Genomic DNA, 21,447 nt, shown 5'->3' with positions numbered 1-21,447 from the left:
ACATGGCCGTGGTCCGTGCGCCTATGGTGCACCTGACGCTGATCGGGTTACGCCGCGGTGATCTGGCAGGGTTTCGCTGGAGCGCAATTAATTTGGACGGTGTAAGCATCGCGGTGGCCGCACGGACTAGGGGCGCGTCACAGGCCGAACCATCGATCAGAGCAATGGCAAGACTGCCACCGCGCGGAGATCACTGAAACTGGCGGCCTCAGTACTGACCGTTCTGCGGGATACGGAGGAACGACAGAAGTTCGCCAAGAAGTGAGCGGGTGAAGCATGGGTCGGGAACGAGATCTCCACGTGCTCATGCACTGGGACGGCCGCGCGATAGCGTCGCGGACTCTGAACGACTGGTGGAAGGAGGCGTTGCGGTACGCGGTCGTGGACATCTCTTGGTCGAATTGGGATCCGCTCCGATTGTCGGCGAAATAAACCAGCCTGGGAATCAGAATCGGACTATTTGGCCGAGTTATTTCGTAGAGGCAATGACCTGCGAGAACGGACGATCCCGAGTTTCTTCGAGTTTCTCCACCACTTTGCCGTAGAGAAACCTCGAGGCGAAACGTGTTCTCCTGTAGGATGATTCGATAGTCGCGCGGTGTTGCGCCCGAGGCATCCGACGCTCTATGGTCAGTCCATGGACGGCGAAAGCGGCAGGACTGGCGCAAACGGGGGGTCGTCCGATTTGCCGCGGTTTGTGGGCGCGCGTGATTTTGCCGAATCCACTGGGATCCCGTTGCGCTCGCTACACCGATATCTGATCCGCGGTCTGATTCCGGGCGCCGAGCGCGTGGGTCCCGGGACTAAATGGCGAATCCCCTTGTATGCCAGTGCGTTCGGAAAACCCGCGACTGACCGCCGTATCCCCGGCGACACCGCCATTTAGCTTACAAATTGAAGAACCCCCGGCACGATTAGGCCGGGGGTCCGTCGAAGGTGCGTTGAGGCCGAGTTACCAGCTCGATTCTCGATGATGCCTATCCCCGAAGGGATTCACTCTTGCCGGAGTGTTCTCAGGGTACATGCTGCCCAGAAGATGTTTCAACAATCACTGCCTCGCATGTTGCAGAACTGCAATCACCCCACGCTGGCTCTGCTCCGCCCCGGTGGAGCGAGCTCTACAAGCTGATCGTAGACTTCAGCGTCCCCGGCCGAGCCTTGATTAAGGGCGCCGACTCCACTGATGGTGCACAATCACTGAAGCCCGGCAACCCGATAGCACTCATCGCCGAAGCTGAGGAACTCGGCGGAGGTGACGCCGCCCATGCCGTGGTTGCTCGAATCCGACCTGATCTTCTGACGGTTGACCTTGATGGATGCGCCGACGTCATACAGTCGGGGGTCCTGGACGCTGCGGAGAGGGTGGGCGCACCGCTGGTCTACTTGGCCGCTTCCGGATCACCCAATTCGGTCCACATGGTTTTCGCGCCAGCTACGGCCTGGGCGCGGACCCATCTGAGGAGCCAGATCGATGAGATTCGCACGTGGGCTGGATACGACACCCGGGCGGTCGATGTCCTCACCCCAGCTCGCTACCTGCGGCTGCCCGGCTCGGCCTCACTCAAACTGGGCGGCGAATTCTGTCGACCGATCGATGTTGACGGCACGCCCCTGTCAGCCGCCGCTGCGGCCGCCCGGGCCCGCGCTGCCCTCGTCAGCATCAACCCATCGACCCGGCGCGATGTCGGTGATACGACACCTCCTGCCAGCGAAAGGCGTTTGCAGCCAACGAATGTGGGCATTGATGCGGTCACCGCTACCGGCATCGTGCGGACATCACCTGAAGACGCATCACCGGCCGTTGTGACCGATATTGCGCCGCGGGCATGGCGCCGGCGGAAGCGATTCACTTACGCGGACTGGCGGATCCTTATGAGCCACCCGCCTGTCGGTACCCGCTCAGACCGAGCCACCGAAGCTGCATGGAGGCTGTGGCAGTCGGGCATCCGCGACTGGTCGATTTCTGGCTGGTACTACCGAAACTGCGTGGTCTTCGAGAAGTTCACTGGCCGGGACAGCACCGCCCCGGGCAGTAGCCGGGCGCACTGGGAGTCCATCGCCACCCGGGCACGTGCGCATCGCCCACCACTGAGCAGCGCTGAGCGCGGCGTTATTGACCGCGTCCGCGAACGAATGTGCTCCTGGACCGACCGCCCTGCCCAGGCCATCGCGATGCTCGCCATCCTCGAGCATCGCTTCACTGATGGCCACGGACTCACTGACCGCCCTATCGCGGTCCGAGATCTGATGTCGTGGCTGAATGTGGCCTCTATCGGCACAGCCAAGGCTCTCCTCGACGGTCTCGTAGAACAGCGAGCCCTCGCGGTCTCCACCCCTTACGCGCAGACCGCTCCCCGAGAAGCGTCCCGATACTCGCTCGTAGATCCAGAAGTTGTTTTATCCCAGTCATATCCAGAACATGACGTCACAATCCTGTGCACTCCGACCCCACCCCCATCCCCCCTTACACCTACCGTCGGCGAGCCGCTCTCCCCGCTCTGGGGCCTGCTGGGCGCTGACTGCTGGCGGGTCTACTCCCATCTACTGGCAAGCTCCACTCCCTTAGCGTCAGCGGTCCTGGCCTCTGAGGTTGATCTGCCCGTGGGTACCCGGCGCTACGGCTGTCTCCGCCTGCTGGATGCTCTGGTGGCCGCGCAGCTAGTCGAGCGGACTGATCGAGGTCGCCGCACGAAATGGGTGGCTCTCGCAGGTGACGCAGTCCGGCGGGCTGAGGAGGCTACCGGTGCGCTAGTGCGGCTGAAGGCACTGAGGACTCGGATCAATGCTGAAAGGGCTGCTTGGCACGCCGAGACACGTACCGAGCACCGCAGGGCCCAGCGTGTGCTGCGCCGGATCCTTGATGGGCTGCGCGAACGCTCGCCGAAACGACAGCTCGAATTAGAATTCGAGGTCGGTGAGGAGTTCTCAGCTGCGAGTGTCGCAACAGCTCGTCCGACCGTTCGGACGAAGCGCGGGCGACACATGCGTCCGCCGGGACGTCCATCAGGTCGGGGAAGTCCCTAGATGAGCGTGACTGCTATGTGATCCCATGTTTGGTCGGAGCCTGGACTCGACCTGCTCACGACCGCCTGGCAACAAGAATTCTCTCGGTGTTGAAGTGCTTGCGCCCGGTCGGCTGAGAATTGGCGGAGCCAACATCGATTACCGCAGCGCAGATGCGGTAATCACGAAAGGTATTCCTATGGAAACGAATGAACCCACGAACATAACGATCATCGGCTGGCCGACTCCGGACGGAGAACCGGCCGCCACGCTAACGGGGTATGCGCGCCCAGAACAGGAGGCGACTGGTCTGGCAGCATTTGCTGCCGCCATCTCGCGGTCTTCTCCCGATGACGTAATTGGAGCAGTGCTCTGGGACAGCCAGTTCGACCAAAGTAGATTCCACGAGGCCGCCGACAGCTCCTTGTTCGCTAAGGATTCCGACGATTGGCTGGCTCAGAATCCAGCGGCTGTTGCGTCAGCCCGTGAACGTCTAATCGAGACAGTCACCAAATACCTCTTCGGGCCGAACCCTGCGCGGGTTGATGGTTATTTGAACACTGGACAATTCGTGTCGGTCTTCAATGATTTGGCAGCCGCGGTCGACGAGCAAAATGACGAGTACCAAGCAGTGGTTGGCCTTGGGGAGCTGCCGGAGCTGAGTCCATACTGGAGGACCGAGTGAAATTGCGACACTCCAACATGAAGCGACAGGCTGTCACGGTCATTGGGGGTTCAGTATCTCCGCGCACATACCGGGCGCTCCAACCACAGAACCCCGCAAGCGGCCTCGTGCTCTGACAGCGCGACTGCCCGGTTCCCCGGCTGCTGTCCCATCTGCAACGCGCGCGGCCGCACGGTGCTGCTGACATTGTGATTTCGATGCCAAGCACCACGGCACCGTACTGAGCGGGTGCTCTGGATGACTTTGCTCAACTTCCGTTCTCTACGTTGTCTGCGATGATCTCGCAGGTTAGCGAGGTTTCGAGGTGTTTGGCTGGGCAGTGCCGTCGACGTGCATGATTCCGAGCTGATGTGGGCCGCGACGATGGCCGCCAGCCCACCGCCGACCTATCCACTCCTCGAGGCGATCGAGAAGCAAGAGCACAAGTTGAACTTTTGTGAGCGAGAGCCGGTACCGGGGGCAGCAGGTGCAGTTCGTGGCGGTTGACCTCAGCACCGATCTCGACGTGCGCGAATGAGGCGGCACTGGCCCACCTGGGGGTGTAGGCGATGGGTTCCCTTCATTTGCCAGCTCGATGAGGGCACGCAAGGTGGGGGGCGGCCCAGGACAGCAACCCACCCCGCGGTGGTACGGCCGCGCGTGAGGGTCTAATGATGTCGAAGACCAACTCGGTTGCCTTGCGGTACAGGGCAACCGATCTGGTCAGCGGCACCCCGGATTAGTGCGCCAGTTGGGGTCGGTGCGGAACTCGCGCGTTCACTCTCGAGGACCTCCTCGAGTCGCGGTTCAAACGGGCGGTGACGGTGGCAGCCGACAGCCTGCAGGACGCGGGCTTCGATGCTGGAGAGATAGAGTTTCCGGACAAGGTGGCTCGGACGGTTTCGTGTTCGGTCGGGCTGATATGACCGCTACGGCGATGAGTGTGCGAGATCCCGGCGACCCACTTGGAGAGGGTGGACGGCGCAAATGCCCGCTCCCCGTCAGGTGTGAATGTGTCGGCAGCGTCGACGAGACACGCGGCAACAGTGGTTGGGTGCGTGGGGATCGCCGCATGTTGGTTGGTCTGGCACCAGCTCTCGAAGCGGCGCCAGGCCGAGGCGTAGGTCTTCAGGGTGCCGTCCGAGTGAGAGGCGGACATCGACTGCATGATCTTGGCGGTCATCGAGTCGGTCAGATCGGGCGCCGCGGCCGCGGCGATGTTGTTTTCCCGGGTGACAGGGACCGGTACTTCTCGCTGAGACGCCATACGGGCACGTTAGCGACCCCCACCGACACTTTTCGTCATCCGAAACATGCGCCGAGGTGGCCTTTTCCCGGAGACGCTGCGAGAAAGGAAATTCTCGTCGGTTACCGCGCATAAATAGGGAGTGACATGTGGGCGGGGTAGAGGGTAGCGGTTTCGGCGTGAATACGTAACTGTCGAGATCTGGCGGGATGCCGCGAAAACTGACAGAACAACCCACCTTGCCGAGCAATATGGGTTGAGTCATAAAGGGATTTGACCTGCATGGATACGGCAGGCTGTCTGCCTGTGTGACGGTTCCGGTTCAGCGGCGGCGTCGTGGCTGTCTGGGACGCTGGTCAGATCATTTTGGAGCGGCGTCCGCCGCGACTCGTGCGCGGTAGGTTCGCCCAGCAGCCTGTTCCCTGATGGCAACAGTCCAGGTCACGGGATCGATGACCGGGGTCGCATGACCGTGATGTGTGCGAAATGCTGGGCGGATGATGTTCACTGATGTCACAATCTATTCGTGACGTTGGGCGCCGCATCGAAACGATTCTGGCTCATCGCCGCCGTTCTTCTTTTGCTGATCAGCATGGGGTCGGTGGCGTGGGTACTTAGCGGTGCGCCGCCGGCGGCAGACGATCAAGCGTTCCGCGCCACGATGGCCGGCTGGGGAATCGGCATCGCCGCGCTGCTGCTAGCTGTGGTGTCACTGGCGATCGCGCTGCGAAGCGAGACCGCGAAACCACCAGCCCAGTCCTCGCAGTCACCCGGCGCGCACACCACACAAGTGATCGACGGAGGGAGCATCGGCACGATTGGCGGCACGCACACGTGGGGCTCGCGGGACACACCGAAAGGGCCTCGTCCTTTATGAGTTGGCCCCGTCGACCGGACCATACTGGTACTGCTCGAGACAGATCTGTCACCCAGTCTGTCACCCAGAACGTCAACGACGGCTATGCCACCTTCGACGGTCACCACGTTCACAATCAGATTCACATCGACCAGATCGTAATCGCCGCCGCGACGTTGAGCCCGGCCGATGCCCGCGACTGCCATGACGCACTGCTGCGATACCAGCTCGAAGAGATCCACCGAAGACAGAATTCGAAGCTCGGTGCCAATCCGGAATACATACGGCCCCAGTACTTTTCCGCCTGGGCGACGTATGCCGGACGCAAGAGCTGGAAACAGCGGGTGGCTGCCTACCTCGACGACATCGAATCAGCCTTGGAGGTGGGTCGGCAACGGCATTCTCTTGAGGAGATCAGGCAGTGGCGTCGCGACTATGTGGACTCTGCAGCCACCAATGCAGGAGTGCGGGCAGCACTGGCCCTGCTGAAGACCACTGATTTGGAGACGATCTTCGCCAGGCTGAGTTCTCGCGACAAGGACAGGGAGTCCACCTACCAGCACGCGGCGAGAGCGGCACAATGGATCGCCCGCCAAGTGAACGACCCCCAATTCGGGCTCGCGTTGTGCATAGCGGGCCTCTTCGGTAGTGGGAAGTCCAGATTCCTCACCGAGATCGCGTACAAGGAAACAATGAAGGGTGACCTGGTGATCTGGGTCCGACCGGCGACCGCCGCCGACACAATCGTCGTGGCCGTCGAACGCTATTTGGCCGAGGCGACCGGTCGGAAAGACGTTGGGCTCGGCGACCTGAGTGGTCTCCGTCGGACTGAGCACGGTGACGTCGCGGTGACGTTCCTCGTCGACGACCTGGACTCGTGGGCACGGGCGACACCAACGCTCCTCGACGAACTGCACAGGCTGGTAGACCACCTGTCGCGATACGACAAGGTGCGGTGGGTGTTCGCGTCCGAAACTAATTGGCTGGATGTAGTCACGCCGGTGGCGTCGACTTGGAGGAGCATCGCCTACCGCCAATACATCGACACGCCTGACCACGAGGTGTCCACCCTGGAACGCGCCACGGGCTGGCTGGACCTGGATGCCGCCAATCGAGAGCACGGTCTGGGGTTGAAGATTCTGCAGACGACGGGGTTGTCGCTGCCCGAGTTGGCGACGGCGGATAGGGACCGCAACGCGTTCGCCTTCGAGTTCACCCACCTGTACACGCCATTGAACGCGGTTATGCGGTTGGCCGTGTTCAATGGCGATCTGGAAGCAGCGGGGCCGCCACTCACCGACGCCAACTCGGTACAGTACGTGCAACGCTACTGGGAGTGGATCAAGGATGCCGTGGCGCGCAGGTTCAATGCCGCACCGACCGCGCTCGAGGCCACTGTGCGTGACATTGCCCAACACCATTCCGCGGAACCGTCGCACAACCTTCAGCTTCCCGCCGGGGTGGCCGCTAATCATGCGCTCCTAGAGCAGCTCGCCACGACGGGTCTTGTCCGCATCCTTACCCACGGCGATGAGCTCATCGAAGCACCTCACTACACCCTCACGACCGACTTCCCCGCACTCTGGGGATATCGCGTGTCACGTTTTGTGGACTCGGCCGACGACCCCGAGGTCAGAAGATGGTGGTCGAGGGCGACCGACGGCTCGTGGATCGCGGAGTCGACGTGCCAGTTCATGCTGTCGCATGCTGCAGGGAACAGCGACGGCAGCACCGATCTGTGGCAGCACTGGATGGCCAGATCCGCCCCGAAGGCGCCGATGTTCTTTGCTGCGGCGGCCCTCCCCGAGTCCGCCGAGGTGCGCATCGCGACGGACTGCATTACACGGCAGGGCTTCAAGGTGCGCTCCAAAAGGGAGCTGTTCGCCCTGCTGCGATTCCTCGCGACCGCCAAGAATCCCGAATGGTCAGGTCCCGACCGGCTCCGAACGATCGTCAAGCTCCAGCCCACTGCCGCCGGTTATCAGCTAGATCCCTATCTCGAATGGGCGCTGACCGATGTCCTCGGCAACGATGCCTTGATCAACCGTCACACCTATCTGGAGACCCTGCTCGTCTTGGACCGTCTGCCCGACGGACCATGTGCGCACGTGGCTGCCGCGGCGTTGGCGCGCCGCGGCTCGCTGTTTGAGACCGACCAGAAATGGGCGGAGACGATCCTCGAGTACTGCGTGCGCCGGTCCAACCCGCGGGCCCGTACGTCGAAACTTCGTGCCAAGGACACACAGCGCCGAGACAAGGCGACGAAGAAGCGGCGCAAACCCGCTACTCCCAAGCCCGTACCGGCGAAGACGCCACTGGTGATGACGGAGAACAAGCCAGACTTCAACAACAACTTCCCTGGACTACTCACCTCTATGGTCGCCTCGACGATGGTGGAGAGCGATGGTCATGTTGCGTGCCGAATGCTCGCTCAGATCGGTTGGTGGACAGCGGAAGAACATAACGTCGATCTGGAGCTTGCACGATATATGCGACGCAGTTTGACCACTTCTTACGGGGCGACCATTCACTACGCCAGAGACGATGGTCTCGTCGACGAGTACGTCGCGGTGGTGCGGGATCTGCTGTCGGGGCGGCTGCTGTCGGGGCGGCCGCTGGCAGGTAACAACGCCTTCTACCTGATCAAGCATTCAACGCCGACACATCGTAAGCGCGACGTCATCGTCAGGCCGGTGTTCCATGAGTTCCTCGACCAGATCGGGGCCGATGCTGACCTAATGCGTCGATTGGGTTCGGAAGCTACGACACTGATCCATGCCAACCGTGGCCATGCGTCGGGCAGCCGGTAGGCGATGGCTCGAAGATGCGAACTTCGGCACTTTGTCGACAGCTAAGCAAGCACCACAAATATGCTTCGCGGTCTGCTGCCATTGAGTTCGTGGTGGCTTCGGGAAAGGTCTTGAACTCCGATAAAGAAGTCTTCGCCTGGGCGGTCACGGCGCGCCCATCTACTAATCGACGCAGTGCAGGCGAAGATGAACTGTGCTGCCCATTCTGCTCGCCCAAGTGCCCACGACCGAGCCTCCAGTTCTGCCGGATATTCCAGTGGAAACTCTGCCGCCTGCTGAAATACCCTCGTCTCCGACGATCCCCGTCACACTTGAAGACTTGAAAAGTTTCCTCGACTCGGCATCGTCGTCGCCCGAAGGGCTGACTCAACCATGTGCGACCGTGCTCGCGAGCCTTGCAGTCCTATTATCCGGATTTCTCGTGTACTTGACCGGAATTTGGACACGAAGGCAAACCAAGAGACATTTCAAGACTTCTCATGATCTCGAAGTCACTCGCGGTTTGCGCGACAGATTCACCACCATCGCCGGCCAACTCGCGGATCCCGCCTCAGCTGTTCGTACTGCTGGCGTCTACGCAATGGAAGCTCTTGCCAACGACTGGCTGGTACGCGGAAATAAGTCCGAGGCGCAAGCTTGCATCAACGTCCTGTGCAGCTACATTCGTACGCCCTATGCGCCACTGCAGGGCCTCGGCCAGAATCAGACGAGCAGAATAGTCCGGAACACTCTTACGGACCGAATCGTCGAGGAGCACTACGAATACCGTCTGGACGATCGTGAAATACGTCAAAGCATCATTCTCACGATTGTTGCTCACTTGAAGCCTGATAGCGAGGTCAAATGGAGTGATCTAGATTTCGATTTCACCGGCGCGCACCTCGACAATGCGGACTTCTCTAACGCAATATTCAACAAACGTGTCTCTTTTGAACGCGCAAATCTACTCGGATCATCTACCCGATTTACTCGTGCAACTTTCGTGTCGTCGACGCGTTTCGGCGGGGCGCAATTTTATAGCGACCTCACGACGTTTGACGAAGCAAAGTTTCTTGGGACCTACAATAATTTCTCTGATGCAAAGTTCAAAAGCAAGAACAATAGATTCGATCGAGTCGAATTTGCCTCTGCTGGTGGCATTACAAACTTCACAGATTCCGAGTTCGGGGGCGAGGATACATCCTTTGAGGGCACTCAGTTCAAGAGTAAAAATACACTGTTCGTAAGCGCTAAGCTGCACAGCGCCCGAACGTGGTTCTCCGATGCCACCTTCGACGGCTCCATGACGTCGTTCCAGGGTTCGAGCTTCACAGGAGAAGCGGTGGACTTCGACCGAGCAAAGTTTCAAGCAGAAAATACGACATTCCAAAGAGCGGCATTTTCCAGTGCCAGCACCAGTTTCATTGACGCCGAGTTTCTTGCAGGATCGACGCGTTTCGCTTATGTTAAGTTCAACGGGTACCAGACGTCTTTCGATAAGTCAAAATTCGGTGCCACCAAGGCCACCTTTGTTGGTGCGGAGTTCAATAACGAGGGTGGCACCACCTTCTACAATGCAAGATTCATTGGCGGTCGAATAAAATTTAGGGGTTCCATTTTCGCCAAAGATGTGTCTTTTGATCGACCGGAAGTGTGGGCAAACGTGGAATTTGATTGGAGCGCTCAAATTCCATTTATAATGCATAAATTAAAGCCGGAGAATGTTTCACCGGATGTCTGGCCACCGGCTTTGATGGCACAACCTAGTGTAGAGGACGATGACGAGGCCAAGGAACACGAATAGCGCTATCGCCGCATGACCCGCTACTTAGCGGATCATGTCGCAGATCAGATCATTTCTAGGACGCGCGGGTCAGCGTGTCATCGCCAGCCCCACGCCGAATGCAACTCATAGTTCGGCATGGGAGTCACGAAAAAAGAAGACGCCGCCTCGTGCAATACGAGACGGCGTTTTATGCGCAGCTATGCGCCGATCAGGTTCGATCAGCGCGGGGTCAGCGTGTTGTTGCCGATCAGGAAAGGACCGAAGAAGTTCTCGCCACCGAGGTAGTAGCGCTGACCCTGTCCGGAGTCGATGAAGCCGCCGCCGGGAACGTCGATGATCTGGTAGTTCAGAGGGGCGAGAACAGAGTCAGGACACCATTCTGGACGCTGGCCGGCGAAGCGGACGGAATGCCGAAGTTAACTGTGGTGAAGGTGTAGTCGCCGGGAGCCACAGCAGCAGAGGCTACGGGCGCGGTAACGACGGTACCGACAACAGCGGCGCCGGTGGCAGCTAGAGCAAACGCTCCGGTGGCGATCAGGCGTCTGGGCTTCGTCATGAACCGTGTCCCTCCCGAGATGTCTTCGTGCGACGCTTCTCTAGAACGGATGCGTGTCTCACCGCTCATCACCACCACCGAGCAAGACGACCTAGTCGCGGTCGCCGACCGATCCGCCCGGCGTGCACTGGCGGAACCCGACCAAACAGAGGACACTGACAGCCGGAACGAGCAGGAGGACCCACGATGACCACCGCAGAAGCCCGCAAGACCTGGACTCCGAAAGAACGGCGCAACGTCGCTGCCGCAGCAGCCCGCGCCTCGATCGCACTCCGTGAACGCGGCGGCCGCGAGGTACCCCAGTGGATCAGTGACGCCGCTGAAGGTCGCCCTACCACCCCTCCAGCCGAAAAGCCCTAACACGGCCACAGCCGCAGACCCCAAACAGGAACCCGCATCCGACCCGGGTGCGGTTCTTTGTCTCCCTGAGCTGGCGACCATCACGAAACTCGACACCGACTGTCAGTGAGGGCCTCCAGTGAAAATCATCGTTCAACCCACGCTCCCGCGTCGACGCCCCAACAGCCCCCACGCGGACACGTTGTGTGTAGGCCTGGCTAGAAACCACGTTTTAGGTGCAAGTACTCAGGTTAGAAAGCAGTTGCCCCTAGCGACTCGGCACTGGTGCTAGCTGGCTAGGGGCTTACGAGAATCAACCGTACCAACGTCCTTTGGAGACGCCTCCATGACCGCAGCGCTATCCTCCAGCGGCTTCTACGACAAACTCGTCGGCCCGTTCTACGACACTCCCAGCCTCACCCAGTGGCGAGGAGTGAGCCGCCAAGCTATCAACAAGGCTGTCTCTGCAGGGACCGTGATCGCCTGCCAGCTCGACGGCGGGCAGTGGGTCTATCCCACCTGGCAGTTCACCGACTCCCGAACGGTGCACCCGCACCTGATCGCCCTGTGGCAGACGCTTCGTGAAAGCGCCGACCCGTGGACCTGCGCAATCTGGCTGCGCAGCCCGCAGGAAGAACTCGGCGACCGCAGCGCGGTCGACTGGATCACCAGCGGTCACCCCGTCGATAAAGCTCTGGAGCTGGCCCGCGCTGACGCGCAGCGGTGGGCCGCGTGAGCCGCGACAGCGTTGCACTCGGTTCGCCGTCCCGGTCGTTGCGACGGTTCCCCGGTTCCACGCTCACCACGGCTCAGAAGCTCCGCCGTGGACACAGCACCGGAAACGGTCCGTGGTGGTTCGCCTCCTCCGGCGGCGGACGGTTCGATCTGAACCCGCCGCGAGGTACGTGCTACCTCGCATATGACGAGCTCACCGCGATCCGGGAAACCGTCGGAGCTCCTCTCGCGAGCACCGGAGTCATCACTCATGCGTTTTCCGCCGACCGCCAGCTGTCGACTCTGACCGTGCCGCATGACCACCGCCTCGCCGACACCTGCACGGACGAGGCCGCGGATTTCGGTCTGACCCGAGAACTCGCGTCCATGACCCCCTACGCGGTCCCTCAAGAGTGGGCAGCAGCGTTCGACGCCCACTTCGCCGGCATTCGCTATCAGACACGGTTCACCACCGGGCCGAACCCCAACGCAGTTGGCCTGTTCGGGGACGCAGGGGAGGCCTCCTGGCCGATCGACCCAAGCCCTGAACCCTTCGTCGCTGCTGCTCGACGCTGCGGCTTCATCGTCGCCGGCCCGCCACGGGCAGTGCGCATCGTTCCACCACCCGTGGCCTAAGTGCTGATCGATGTCATCTTCGGGAGCAAGACCTACCGACAGGAAAACTGATGAAGAGAATCATTGCGGCGTCGGCAATCGCGGCGGCACTTGGGGGTGCTGCCTGTGCCGCTCCCGAGCCTCACACTGCACCCTCTCCGACGACGTCCGCTACCGCATCGGTCTACGTCACCATTCCGGAGGTGTACGGGCGCAATGGCGCGATCGTCGTTGATGAGCTGAAGAAGCTAGGACTCACCAATGTCCAGCTGGCATCCAAAGACGATTCGACAACCTCGATCAGCCAACCTCAAGACTGGCGGGCATTTGGAATCGAGCCTTCAGCGGGAACCGTCGTAAGTAGCGACGCACGTGTCGTTGTCACATTCACGCCAGGTTCCCAACGGCGGTGACCATCGCTCCACCACCCGTGGCCTGAAACGCCCGCGACCACCCAAACTGCACCTACAACAGGAAGAGCTAGACATGCGCCTCCGTGAAGCCACACCTGACGAGTTAGCCGCCGGTAAAGAATCCCCTGTAGTCGAAGCTGAACCCGAAGACGACTGGTACACCGCCGAGTCGCTGGTCGGTCTCGGCTACAAGCCGGAAGTCCTAGAAGAACTCTTCGGAGCACCCACCCCCGGACCGGGGGAATTGATTGGCTGGACAGTGTCGTCTGTCCTAAAGATTGAACAGACAATCATCGCCCCCGCCGCACGCCTCGTGGCCCGCATCTTCTCCGACGACGAAGCAGCGGGCGATCTTCTCGGACGTGTAAACGATCTCCCCTAGCTCTGCAGATACCGCACAGAGTCCGGGTACGCAATCGCTTCGCGTTCCGCTCCCGGGGATCATCGAAGGCTGCCGGCCAAGTAAGGAGAGCGCTGTTGTCCGCGATCAACATCACCGACCTGGCCGGCGCCGTCTACTCCTCGGGAAAAGTGTTCGACGGCCTCACTACCAGTCGGCGGGACACCGAGAACTTCCTGCGATCGGGAAGCCTGACCGGAATCTTCTCCCGCGCCGACCTTGCACTGCTCGAAGACCTCCGGGACGTCGCACAATTCATCATCGACCACCACGAGCAGCCGATCGACGCCACCTACGTCCGCGCCGTCAACGCCCAGATCACCCGCCGTGGAGCCCTGCACCCCGGTCAGCTTCGCACCGAGGACCAGCAGATCGGCGTCCACACCCGACACGGACGGCACACGCCTCCCGCGTTGACCGAGGACGGGCTACAACAGCTCATAGCCTCGCTGACCTGCGAGGATGTGACCGAACACGCGCTGGATCTGTTCGTCGAGCTCGCGAAAGCTCAACCCTTCGAGGACGGGAACAAGCGCACAGCGTTGTTCGTGGCGAACAGCCTGCTCATCGGTGGCGGCCGGATGCTCGTCGTTCCCGTCGACGAGAACGATCCGCAGCTCTCGGACACCTTCAACGACCTGCTCGCCAAGGCGTACCTCCGCGGCGAGCACGACGCGGTCAAGGATCTGCTGCGCGAACACGGCCTCATCGACCTACCTCACTGAGTAGGGTAAATCCGTCAGACTGCGCACAGCTGACCAGCACCACAGAACCCGCACTCTGCCTCCACGGCAGGTGCGGGTTCTCTGTTTTCCGTACAGCGAGCACGCTGCTCACCACGGCGCTCGTCACGGTTCTTCTCCGTTCGACACCGAACTCCCCGCTGGCAGCACCATTTCGATGGTCGGCGGAGCCGACTGCGGAGAATCTGCGACCTCACCGACACACAACACAGGGCGGACACATGGACACCGATTTCTACACACCTGGCGACGACTACGCGGCAGCCTCGACACACTACGCAGGTCCATTTTGTAGCTGCGGTGACTACTCCTGCCCGGCCAGCAATGACCCCTCCGCTCCTTGTATCAACGAGGATCGGTCGCCTGTCAACGACACCTGGTGCCGTTGCGGCATCAACGATTGCGCAGCTCACCACACCGACCAGCCATGTACCTACCCACCCGAACACCCTGTCCACCACTGATGGGCATGGTCGGGATTGAATTCATCTACAGAAACAGACACGCAAACCCGCACTCTGCCCCCACGGCAGGTGCGGGTTTCTTGTTTTCGCGTGACAGGTCTCAGTCGACCAGACCGTATCGATGCAGTTGGCAAAGCCAACTTCGGAACAACTGCGAACCAACCAGGTATCCCGGCCGTCCGAGCCTGGCACTCATCGATCAGGAGACGCACCATGACTGTCACCACCATCGAACGCGCAGAAATCACGCTGCTGGTCCTCCCCGCAGAGCCGGGCCCGCATGTCAGCCTGCTGCACGCATATCCGATTGATCTCGGACAGTCCGCCGACGAGATCGGCGCAGAACTCGACGCGGTCGCTCAGTTGGAAGGGGCCACACGCGATCAGCTGGTCGTCGCTGGTCTGGAGTTCGAGGATCCCGACCAACACAACACCAATGTCACCTTGAGCAGCGGCGACCTCGACGGGATCGCATGGGTGCTCGGCGACGGCGGACTGACGCTCAACAGCGTCAGAGGTGTGCTCGGAGTCCTGGAGCATCTCGCCTCGGTCGAGGTACCCGTCTACGCCTGAGCGCCCTGAAACCCACACATCACTCTGACCAGGAGAAATAAGATGGCATCCTCTGCGGTTATCAGTATCGTTGCCCACACTGACCAGGGACTGCGCTTGATCCCAGGTCTGACCACACCCTCGTCGAGGGTCTACCGAGACGCTCTCCGCGAAGCCTTCACCCCGGCTGGCTCCGATCCGGCGATCGCTGAAGCCTTCGACTTGGCCGCCAACTCGGAGGAGGGGTTCCCCATCCCGCTGGCCGCGATCTTCGCTCCCACGAGTCCGGGATTGGCGATCGACCAGATTGCCCACGAGCTCCCTGACCTGCACACAGACATCTCCGAGATGCTCGTAACCCTCGAACAACTCACCACCGACAGACCAATGGACGACATCACGTTGTTCGTCTCGTACGAATAGACCACCTGCCCGCACAACCAGAAGGGAGCCGGCCATGGCCACCAAGAAGAGGATTGATGCAACCGCACCGGCCTCCCCGGAACAGTTGCGGGCCCGCCTCGAGCTGCGTCGGTCGTCGGCCGCGTCCAAGCATGTACCTACCCCTCGCAAGGGCACACGCCGCAAGCAGCGTGCCCGCGCCATCGCGGCAGGATGGTAGAGGCAGGGAAGCGCCAGTCCCCGAAGACCCAATCGACCACGAACCCGCATCTGCCTCCATGGCAGATGCGGGTTCTTCGTTTTTTCTACGGCCGACTGAGGCCACCGCAGTGGTCACAGTCGCCGAAAACCTTTGGGGATATGGATGTCCGGTCGTTCGGTCGGCAGCCCAGCTGCTGCCCGAATGCTCCGGATGTCCTCAGCGGCCAACGGCGTGGACAGATTCTTCTGGATGACGATTGTGCCGTCCTGGTAGGGAAATGCCTCCACGCTGGGCGGGAGCTGCGTTTCCTCGATCGGCAACTCAGGAGCGAAGTAGGTGCAACTGCCCACGATCGCGTCACCCGGCACGTTGTACTGAGGCGATGATTCGGTTCGGCGGTAGAGCACGGTCACGCGAGAGTCCCAGATGTCGGTCAGCCCTTGGACCAGCTTCAACGACAGCGAAATCAGTGATTCGTCGGCAAAGGCACATACGAATGCGCCGGCCCCCGAGGTGCCCCCGAAACTGATAACGACTCTGACGTCGCCGGCATCTGAATACAGGGTCATGTGCTGCGGAAGCGAGAGCGGGTACACACCGTCGGTGGCGTCGGGGGAGCGCCTGCGCTCGACCAATGCAGCTTCGATCGATTCTTCCGTCGGAGGTACGAGGATCTGACGGATATTCGACCCCAAGGCCTGCTCGACCCCGGCACCGTCGGGGAGCGGATCCCCGACGGTTTGGTAAAAGTCGACGTCGAAGACCGGATCCAGCTCTCGAAGGAACTGTAGCGACCGCGCTGCCAGCGCTGCAGTGACCGATTCGGCTTCCGGCGGGCCCTTCCGTCCGATGACATTCACAGTCAATCCAGACATCGGATTGCGGCGCAAAGATGAGGCAGACACGATCACTCCCGTTCGAATGCGTTCTGATCAACCAACCGGACCATGCGCTACACCGGGTAACCCAACGCAGCCCGCACCGCCACGATGTCGGCGGCAGCGACGTGCATCGGTTCGTCCCCCAACCGAATCAACGTGCCAGCGGGCAGTTCCTCGATCGCCGCAGATCGGGGGAGTTTGCTGCGATCGAGTGTGATTCCGGAATGAAAGTACGTTTCCCATCCCACCTGGATCTGACCTCTCACTCGCGGTTGCAGATCGAGGTAGTCGCCGATGCTCCACCGAGCGCGCTCCGGTTCCCAATGCTTGACGATCACCTTCATGATCGCTTCTCCAATATCCGGTTCGAGCAGGTGTCGGAGGTTGTCGGTGAGCTGCTTCTCCGTCGGCAACGACACCCGAACACTGTTCGGAGCACTGGTTTCGAGTCCGCCGACCTCGGCGATGATCCGCCGCGCGGTCCCGTCCTCGGGCGACAAGTCGACGTCGTAGCCCGGTCCTGGGGTGTCCGAATATCCCATTTCGTTCGAGCGGGAATGCTCGAAGATTCGCACCAACCCGTCCACGCTGAGATCCGCGGGCACCTTGTCGAACTCGGCAGTCGAGACCCACGGCAACGCCAACTCCGGGTTGATCGCTTCCAGGTCGTCGAGGAAAGCCCGCATCGTCTGCGCCACCTCCTGACTCGACTGCACCCGCGTGCCCCAATATCCGCCCACTGTCGGCCGCCGCCCGAAAAAGCTCATCGCCCCACCCTCTCCAACCCTCGAATCTTCATTGTCGCCACGGACACCGCAGACTCTGGCGAGTTCAGCACATCGTTCGGTCATCTCGCAGCGCACGACTGTGTGCCGTTCGGCACCCGAAGAACCCGCACTCTGCCCTCCGGCAGGTGCGGGTTCTTCCTTTTCGCTACAGGTTCCGGTCGCCTCAGTGCCGCCGCACAACTGCACAGCAGCCGTCCAGGTGACGCAATTACCGGCTTCTGGCGCACACCTCGACGCCCCGAACCAGACATCTATATGGCTATATAACTGCCTACACGTTCGACCGAGTCGGAACTATGGCTGCACAATCGTCCCTAACGGGACGGTGTACCTGGCTAACCGGCTCATGAGTGTCTGTATAACAGTTAAACCGTCTCTTGTCCGCCGGTACTGCTGTTCTACTGTCCCTTAACTGCCTTCATAACGGTCAGGCTCCAACCGCTGTACCAGCAGCAGAGCGGTCTCCATCACGGCTGGATCAGCGCTGACTGAGCAGTGTCGAGACAGCACAATAGCCGTACAGCAGCCACTATGACGGCAGAATCAGCATCAACCCTGTGACCTGCGCTTTTACTGTGTGCGTGACTGGGTGCAGAGGTCCTGCACCCCCGCCCGGGAGCGTCGACATGTTTCTCCGCTAATGCGAAACCGGACCATTCCTTTCCGGAGAACAACAATTCGATGACCTGTTTCTTTCTATTCACGTAATTGGTATCCACTTTCGCAAAAATAACTCTACGAATCACGAAAGAAAACCTTTTCGACCCATCGCTGCGAATGCCACGAAACAAGCATTCCGACGTTCGCCGCTTATCGCGGTCAAGACCCGCACCGAAACGACACACAAGAGACCACATCGGCGTGAAAAGCTCTTTCGGCACACGGTGGCACCAGGTATTCGATTCATCGATGGGAATGACCTGGTAACCCCGCCGTTTCGCGCCGGGAGCGGCCGCAGAAAAGCGCTGCAGCCGCCACCACCGTGTGCCGAAAGAGCCGAGCCTGTCTCCATTGTCGAGGCCACCGGCTGCGCCGGAGTCAGCATCTATCCCTATTTCCACCGGCTGCGCCGGAGCCTGTGTCCGAGCCTCGCAGGCCGGCACGAAAACCCTGTGCAGGCCCGCAGCCAACGCGTGCCGCATCGGACCAGTCGAGGCCGGAATCCCTGCCCTCATCGGCCCCTCTGGGGCGGGCTGCGACCCATCCGGCAGCGCCCCCCCCGAGGGCGGACAACTTATCCCCGCCGAAGACGCACCCTGTGACGTCACGGCCGTTCCCACGGCAGTCCCGCCGCGGTCTCTTCAGCGGCCTCCAGCCGCAACGATCCAGCCCCGATCAGACCGTGTCGCGCCCCGTAACCACAGGCCCGGCGATCCTCGGCCGCAACCAGCCGGCATCGATGCCGGCGACCCGCCTGTATCTGACCCTGGACCCGGATCACCCCGGGGGAAGCGAGTGGCGTTTCGACGCCGGCGAACCAACACCGGCGACACGAACCCTCGGGCGCGAGATCGCGCCCAACCCCAGCCGCCTGCGGCGGCCACACAACCCGGCCTACGGCCCGCTCCAGTGCTGTCTTTTCGTGGGGCCCTCACCGGTGCCAGCTTCTCTGTCATACGCGCTCACGCGCGGGCACCGGACCCACGAAAAGCCAACACCTGCGCGCACGTCGGATCGAGCCCGTACCGACCCGCCTGTGTCTGACCCTGGACCCGGCATGGGTCTACGACCGCCACCCGATTCCGGGGACAGGACAGTCGCAGCGATGCTGCGACCACACGGCGACCCGATGGGGACACGAGCCGCTTCGCGACCCGTGTAAACACTGACGCCACCACAGTGGGACGACGCCTCTCGCTCCGCTCGCCAGGCGCCGCCAACGCTGACACAAACCCAGAAACGGGGTTTGCGCCAACGCCGTCAGTGACGCAGCTCATACACCCCACCGGCTCACCGCTCTTAACTGCGGAAACAGCAAAACGATGCCATCCTTGCGACCCCCGTTCCGAAGCCGTCTCACGTATCTGCGACCGGTCGCAAGGATGGAGAATCTAGCCTGTTTCCCCAGTACGCCACGGTCGCAACCTCAACTCGCTGACGCTCGTAGTCGGATGCTGTGGCTCGATTCGAAAAGGGCATAAGGAGTCGTGACGCACGGCGGGTTTCGTTCGCTTCGCTCACTACACCCTTGTTTGCCCGGCAGAGCCGGGACGACCTCCTCGGCTGGCGCCTCGTCGCCCTCGCTGGCGCTTGGGTCCTTATCGCCGTCAGGGTTCTCTCGGGCGGCCGCGGGCGGCCTTCTCGTTCTCTCCTGTCGGCGCCCCCTTCGGGGTGCCCTGGTCCGCTGCGGCGGAGATCCGTCAGCGGTGCTCGGCGCTGGCGCGCCTGCGGCCCGTTCCGGGTCGGTTACTCGTTCGATCGCAACCTCGGGTGCCGCTGCGTCCTGTCGGCCTGGTTCGCGCCCCTGGCGCGCTCTGCTGTCACGGTGGGGCCGCGATCAGCCGGCGTCCGCTCGGCTGCTGCGGGTGTGGCGGCCTTGCGGCCGTCTGCTGTATCCCCGGCTCGCTCGCTCGTCGGGGTGGTCGGCCGTCCCCCGGCCGTGACGGAACTTCCGGCACAACATCCGCTGCGTTCGGTGCCGCGTCCGGTGCTGTGCGCGGAGCGTAACCCAGCGCGGATACGCAGAACTTACAGGCACGGGCCTGTCAGAATCACTAAATCTATGCGCCGACTACCTCGTCTATGCTCCGACTACCTCGCTGTCATCGAAGGCACGCGGCATTCACTTCAAGAGTCGGTTAATCGAAGCAGATCACCGAGCGCAGCTAAGCAACCAGCACACGGATGTCAACCACACAGACTTCCTAGATTATGGCGGAGGTTACAGTGGGCGTTCGATCACGATTTCGCAGAGGAGGGTAGATGCTTCGAACGGCGATTTGTGCACTTCGCAATGAGCACACCACCTTGGTGGACGACGTCGCCGACGGACGCCGCTTATTCTGGCTCGGATCCGGCATCTCTCGAGGCCAGGTCCCCGATCTGATCGAAATGCTCACGCGTGTCCTTATGTTCCTTCGAGATCGGGCCGCGAACGGGCCAGAAAACGAGATTCATAGAGACGCGCTCGTTCACATCCTTTCTACCTATTTGCCGAGCGAGCGAAGCAAGTACGAAGACGATCGAATCGGCTGGATTCCAGTCGATATCGAACCTCTACGAAACTCCTATGGTCAAGTACTGAATACCCGCGTGGGAACGCATGAGAGCGACTATCTGCTGATGACCGCAGCGGACTTGCCGAATACATATGGGGCGCCGGGCCTTGAGCCGGGTCCGACTCACCGACTCATCGCGATTCTCATCGCCGAAGGGGTGCTGAAAGAAATTGCCTCCGGAAACTGGGACGGGCTTGTCGAAACGGCAGTCACGAACCTCACCGGGGTCTCCGACTTTCTCAACGTGTACGTCACCGCTGAGGATGCGCGCAACACACCTCCCTTCGCCCGAATTGCGAAGTTTCACGGTTGCGCCGTTCTTGCGCGAACCGATCCAGACAACTATGCCGACAAGATAATCGCTACTCGAGCTCAGATCAGCCGTTTTGGAAGCAGTAAGTTCGCGCATATGCGCGACGCGCTCAAAGAGCGGACGAGGACGCACCGGTCCCTGATCTTGGGATTGTCCTTGCAGGACGACGATCTCCTCGGAGTCTTCACAGGAGCTGCCGAGATTCACCCATGGCCATGGGACACGGCGAGCCCTGCATATGTGTTCGCTGAACCCAATTTGAGCGACACCCAACAGGACATCCTCGAGAATGGATACGGCAGTGAGTACCACACCCACCGCGCAGAGATTCTCAAGCGCTCCACGTTTGGCACCTACGCTGAACCGCTACTTGCTGCGCTTGTAGTCGAAGTCCTTACCCGCAAGTTTCTCGCTCTGCTCAAGAGGTGTCAACGTCGGATGAAAAGTGATCGGTGATCGTCGGACGAAAATTCACCACCCGGCTTGGATTTAGTCCCTGCTGG

Annotated in this window: 18 protein-coding genes; 14 read left to right on the top strand and 4 right to left on the bottom strand. The window is 61.1% G+C overall.

Going from position 1 to position 21,447, the window contains the following annotated elements:
- The first annotated feature begins 3,202 nt into the window (after positions 1-3,202).
- A complete protein-coding gene (locus AC1Q61_RS23820; RefSeq protein WP_492651130.1) occupies positions 3,203-3,688 on the top strand; it encodes a hypothetical protein in 486 nt (161 codons plus the stop codon).
- Positions 3,689-4,406: 718 nt separating this feature from the next.
- Here the strand turns inward: AC1Q61_RS23820 and AC1Q61_RS23815 are convergent.
- Positions 4,407-4,934, bottom strand: coding sequence for a hypothetical protein (locus AC1Q61_RS23815; protein WP_492651129.1), 528 nt, complete (start codon positions 4,932-4,934; stop codon positions 4,407-4,409).
- A 505-nt stretch (positions 4,935-5,439) separates the two neighbouring features.
- On the opposite strand from AC1Q61_RS23815, the gene AC1Q61_RS23810 reads away from it, so the two are divergent.
- The 3 genes from AC1Q61_RS23810 (at position 5,440) to AC1Q61_RS23800 (ending at position 10,362) form a co-directional block, all read left to right on the top strand.
- Positions 5,440-5,790 (top strand): hypothetical protein, encoded by a 351-nt coding sequence (locus AC1Q61_RS23810; protein WP_161120966.1) that lies wholly within the window; start codon positions 5,440-5,442, stop codon positions 5,788-5,790.
- Positions 5,787-8,579: a hypothetical protein gene (locus AC1Q61_RS23805; protein ID WP_492651128.1), complete on the top strand. Its 2,793-nt coding sequence runs from the start codon at positions 5,787-5,789 to the stop codon at positions 8,577-8,579. Before AC1Q61_RS23810 ends, AC1Q61_RS23805 begins: the two co-directional genes overlap by 4 nt.
- Positions 8,580-8,772: 193 nt before the next feature.
- Positions 8,773-10,362: a pentapeptide repeat-containing protein gene (locus tag AC1Q61_RS23800; RefSeq protein WP_492651127.1), complete on the top strand. Its 1,590-nt coding sequence runs from the start codon at positions 8,773-8,775 to the stop codon at positions 10,360-10,362.
- Positions 10,363-10,690: 328 nt separating this feature from the next.
- Here AC1Q61_RS23800 and AC1Q61_RS23795 read toward each other — a convergent pair whose 3' ends face one another.
- Complete coding sequence (locus tag AC1Q61_RS23795; RefSeq protein WP_161120713.1) at positions 10,691-10,900, bottom strand: hypothetical protein; 210 nt, start codon at positions 10,898-10,900, stop codon at positions 10,691-10,693.
- A 186-nt stretch (positions 10,901-11,086) separates the two neighbouring features.
- Here AC1Q61_RS23795 and AC1Q61_RS23790 point away from each other — a divergent pair, with 186 nt between their 5' ends.
- From AC1Q61_RS23790 to AC1Q61_RS23750, 9 genes are all read left to right on the top strand, one after another.
- Positions 11,087-11,260: a hypothetical protein gene (locus AC1Q61_RS23790; protein ID WP_492651126.1), complete on the top strand. Its 174-nt coding sequence runs from the start codon at positions 11,087-11,089 to the stop codon at positions 11,258-11,260.
- Positions 11,261-11,585: 325 nt separating this feature from the next.
- A complete protein-coding gene (locus tag AC1Q61_RS23785) occupies positions 11,586-11,975 on the top strand; it encodes a hypothetical protein (RefSeq protein WP_492651125.1) in 390 nt (129 codons plus the stop codon).
- On the top strand, positions 11,972-12,589 hold the full coding sequence (locus AC1Q61_RS23780; RefSeq protein ID WP_492651124.1) for an RES family NAD+ phosphorylase: 618 nt from the start codon (positions 11,972-11,974) through the stop codon (positions 12,587-12,589). Before AC1Q61_RS23785 ends, AC1Q61_RS23780 begins: the two co-directional genes overlap by 4 nt.
- Positions 12,590-12,639: 50 nt before the next feature.
- The gene (locus AC1Q61_RS23775; RefSeq protein WP_161120717.1) at positions 12,640-12,981 is read left to right on the top strand and encodes a PASTA domain-containing protein; all 342 of its coding nucleotides are present in this window, start codon (positions 12,640-12,642) and stop codon (positions 12,979-12,981) included.
- Between the two features lie 73 nt (positions 12,982-13,054).
- Positions 13,055-13,363 carry a hypothetical protein gene (locus AC1Q61_RS23770; RefSeq protein WP_492651123.1) on the top strand — a complete coding sequence of 103 codons (309 nt, stop codon included), beginning with the start codon at positions 13,055-13,057 and terminating at the stop codon, positions 13,361-13,363.
- A 95-nt stretch (positions 13,364-13,458) separates the two neighbouring features.
- On the top strand, positions 13,459-14,106 hold the full coding sequence (locus tag AC1Q61_RS23765) for a Fic family protein (protein ID WP_492651122.1): 648 nt from the start codon (positions 13,459-13,461) through the stop codon (positions 14,104-14,106).
- 695 nt (positions 14,107-14,801) lie between these two features.
- Positions 14,802-15,161 carry a hypothetical protein gene (locus tag AC1Q61_RS23760; protein ID WP_378503805.1) on the top strand — a complete coding sequence of 120 codons (360 nt, stop codon included), beginning with the start codon at positions 14,802-14,804 and terminating at the stop codon, positions 15,159-15,161.
- Positions 15,162-15,203: 42 nt separating this feature from the next.
- The gene (locus tag AC1Q61_RS23755) at positions 15,204-15,563 is read left to right on the top strand and encodes a hypothetical protein (protein WP_492651121.1); all 360 of its coding nucleotides are present in this window, start codon (positions 15,204-15,206) and stop codon (positions 15,561-15,563) included.
- A 34-nt stretch (positions 15,564-15,597) separates the two neighbouring features.
- Positions 15,598-15,762 (top strand): hypothetical protein, encoded by a 165-nt coding sequence (locus AC1Q61_RS23750; protein ID WP_492651120.1) that lies wholly within the window; start codon positions 15,598-15,600, stop codon positions 15,760-15,762.
- 113 nt (positions 15,763-15,875) lie between these two features.
- Here AC1Q61_RS23750 and AC1Q61_RS23745 read toward each other — a convergent pair whose 3' ends face one another.
- Together AC1Q61_RS23745 and AC1Q61_RS23740 are read right to left on the bottom strand one after the other, a co-directional pair.
- Entirely contained in the window at positions 15,876-16,649 is a 774-nt protein-coding gene (locus tag AC1Q61_RS23745) for a hypothetical protein (RefSeq protein WP_492651119.1), read from the bottom strand.
- Between the two features lie 47 nt (positions 16,650-16,696).
- Positions 16,697-17,392, bottom strand: a complete 696-nt coding sequence (locus AC1Q61_RS23740) for an Imm52 family immunity protein (protein ID WP_378503802.1) — start codon at positions 17,390-17,392, stop codon at positions 16,697-16,699.
- 2,943 nt (positions 17,393-20,335) lie between these two features.
- Between AC1Q61_RS23740 and AC1Q61_RS23735 the strand changes: the two genes are divergently transcribed.
- Positions 20,336-21,400, top strand: coding sequence for an SIR2 family protein (locus AC1Q61_RS23735; RefSeq protein WP_492651118.1), 1,065 nt, complete (start codon positions 20,336-20,338; stop codon positions 21,398-21,400).
- Positions 21,401-21,447: the final 47 nt, after the last annotated feature.

It is taken from the genome of Rhodococcus sp. MPR-R1B, assembly GCF_058793255.1.
Note: the sequence above shows the minus strand (reverse complement) of the source record. Positions and strands in the feature narration are given on the sequence as shown.

Excerpts from the sequence above, each read along its gene's own strand:
- AC1Q61_RS23805 (WP_492651128.1), top strand. The coding sequence starts at position 5,787 with ATGAGTTGGCCCCGTCGACCGGACCATACTGGTACTGCTCGAGACAGA.
- AC1Q61_RS23815 (WP_492651129.1), bottom strand. The coding sequence starts at position 4,934 with ATGGCGTCTCAGCGAGAAGTACCGGTCCCTGTCACCCGGGAAAACAAC.
- AC1Q61_RS23785 (WP_492651125.1), top strand. The coding sequence starts at position 11,586 with ATGACCGCAGCGCTATCCTCCAGCGGCTTCTACGACAAACTCGTCGGC.
- AC1Q61_RS23755 (WP_492651121.1), top strand. The coding sequence starts at position 15,204 with ATGGCATCCTCTGCGGTTATCAGTATCGTTGCCCACACTGACCAGGGA.
- AC1Q61_RS23740 (WP_378503802.1), bottom strand. The coding sequence starts at position 17,392 with ATGAGCTTTTTCGGGCGGCGGCCGACAGTGGGCGGATATTGGGGCACG.
- AC1Q61_RS23760 (WP_378503805.1), top strand. The coding sequence starts at position 14,802 with ATGACTGTCACCACCATCGAACGCGCAGAAATCACGCTGCTGGTCCTC.
- AC1Q61_RS23770 (WP_492651123.1), top strand. The coding sequence starts at position 13,055 with ATGCGCCTCCGTGAAGCCACACCTGACGAGTTAGCCGCCGGTAAAGAA.
- AC1Q61_RS23775 (WP_161120717.1), top strand. The coding sequence starts at position 12,640 with ATGAAGAGAATCATTGCGGCGTCGGCAATCGCGGCGGCACTTGGGGGT.
- AC1Q61_RS23735 (WP_492651118.1), top strand. The coding sequence starts at position 20,336 with ATGCTTCGAACGGCGATTTGTGCACTTCGCAATGAGCACACCACCTTG.
- AC1Q61_RS23820 (WP_492651130.1), top strand. The coding sequence starts at position 3,203 with ATGGAAACGAATGAACCCACGAACATAACGATCATCGGCTGGCCGACT.
- AC1Q61_RS23750 (WP_492651120.1), top strand. The coding sequence starts at position 15,598 with ATGGCCACCAAGAAGAGGATTGATGCAACCGCACCGGCCTCCCCGGAA.
- AC1Q61_RS23790 (WP_492651126.1), top strand. The coding sequence starts at position 11,087 with ATGACCACCGCAGAAGCCCGCAAGACCTGGACTCCGAAAGAACGGCGC.
- AC1Q61_RS23795 (WP_161120713.1), bottom strand. The coding sequence starts at position 10,900 with ATGACGAAGCCCAGACGCCTGATCGCCACCGGAGCGTTTGCTCTAGCT.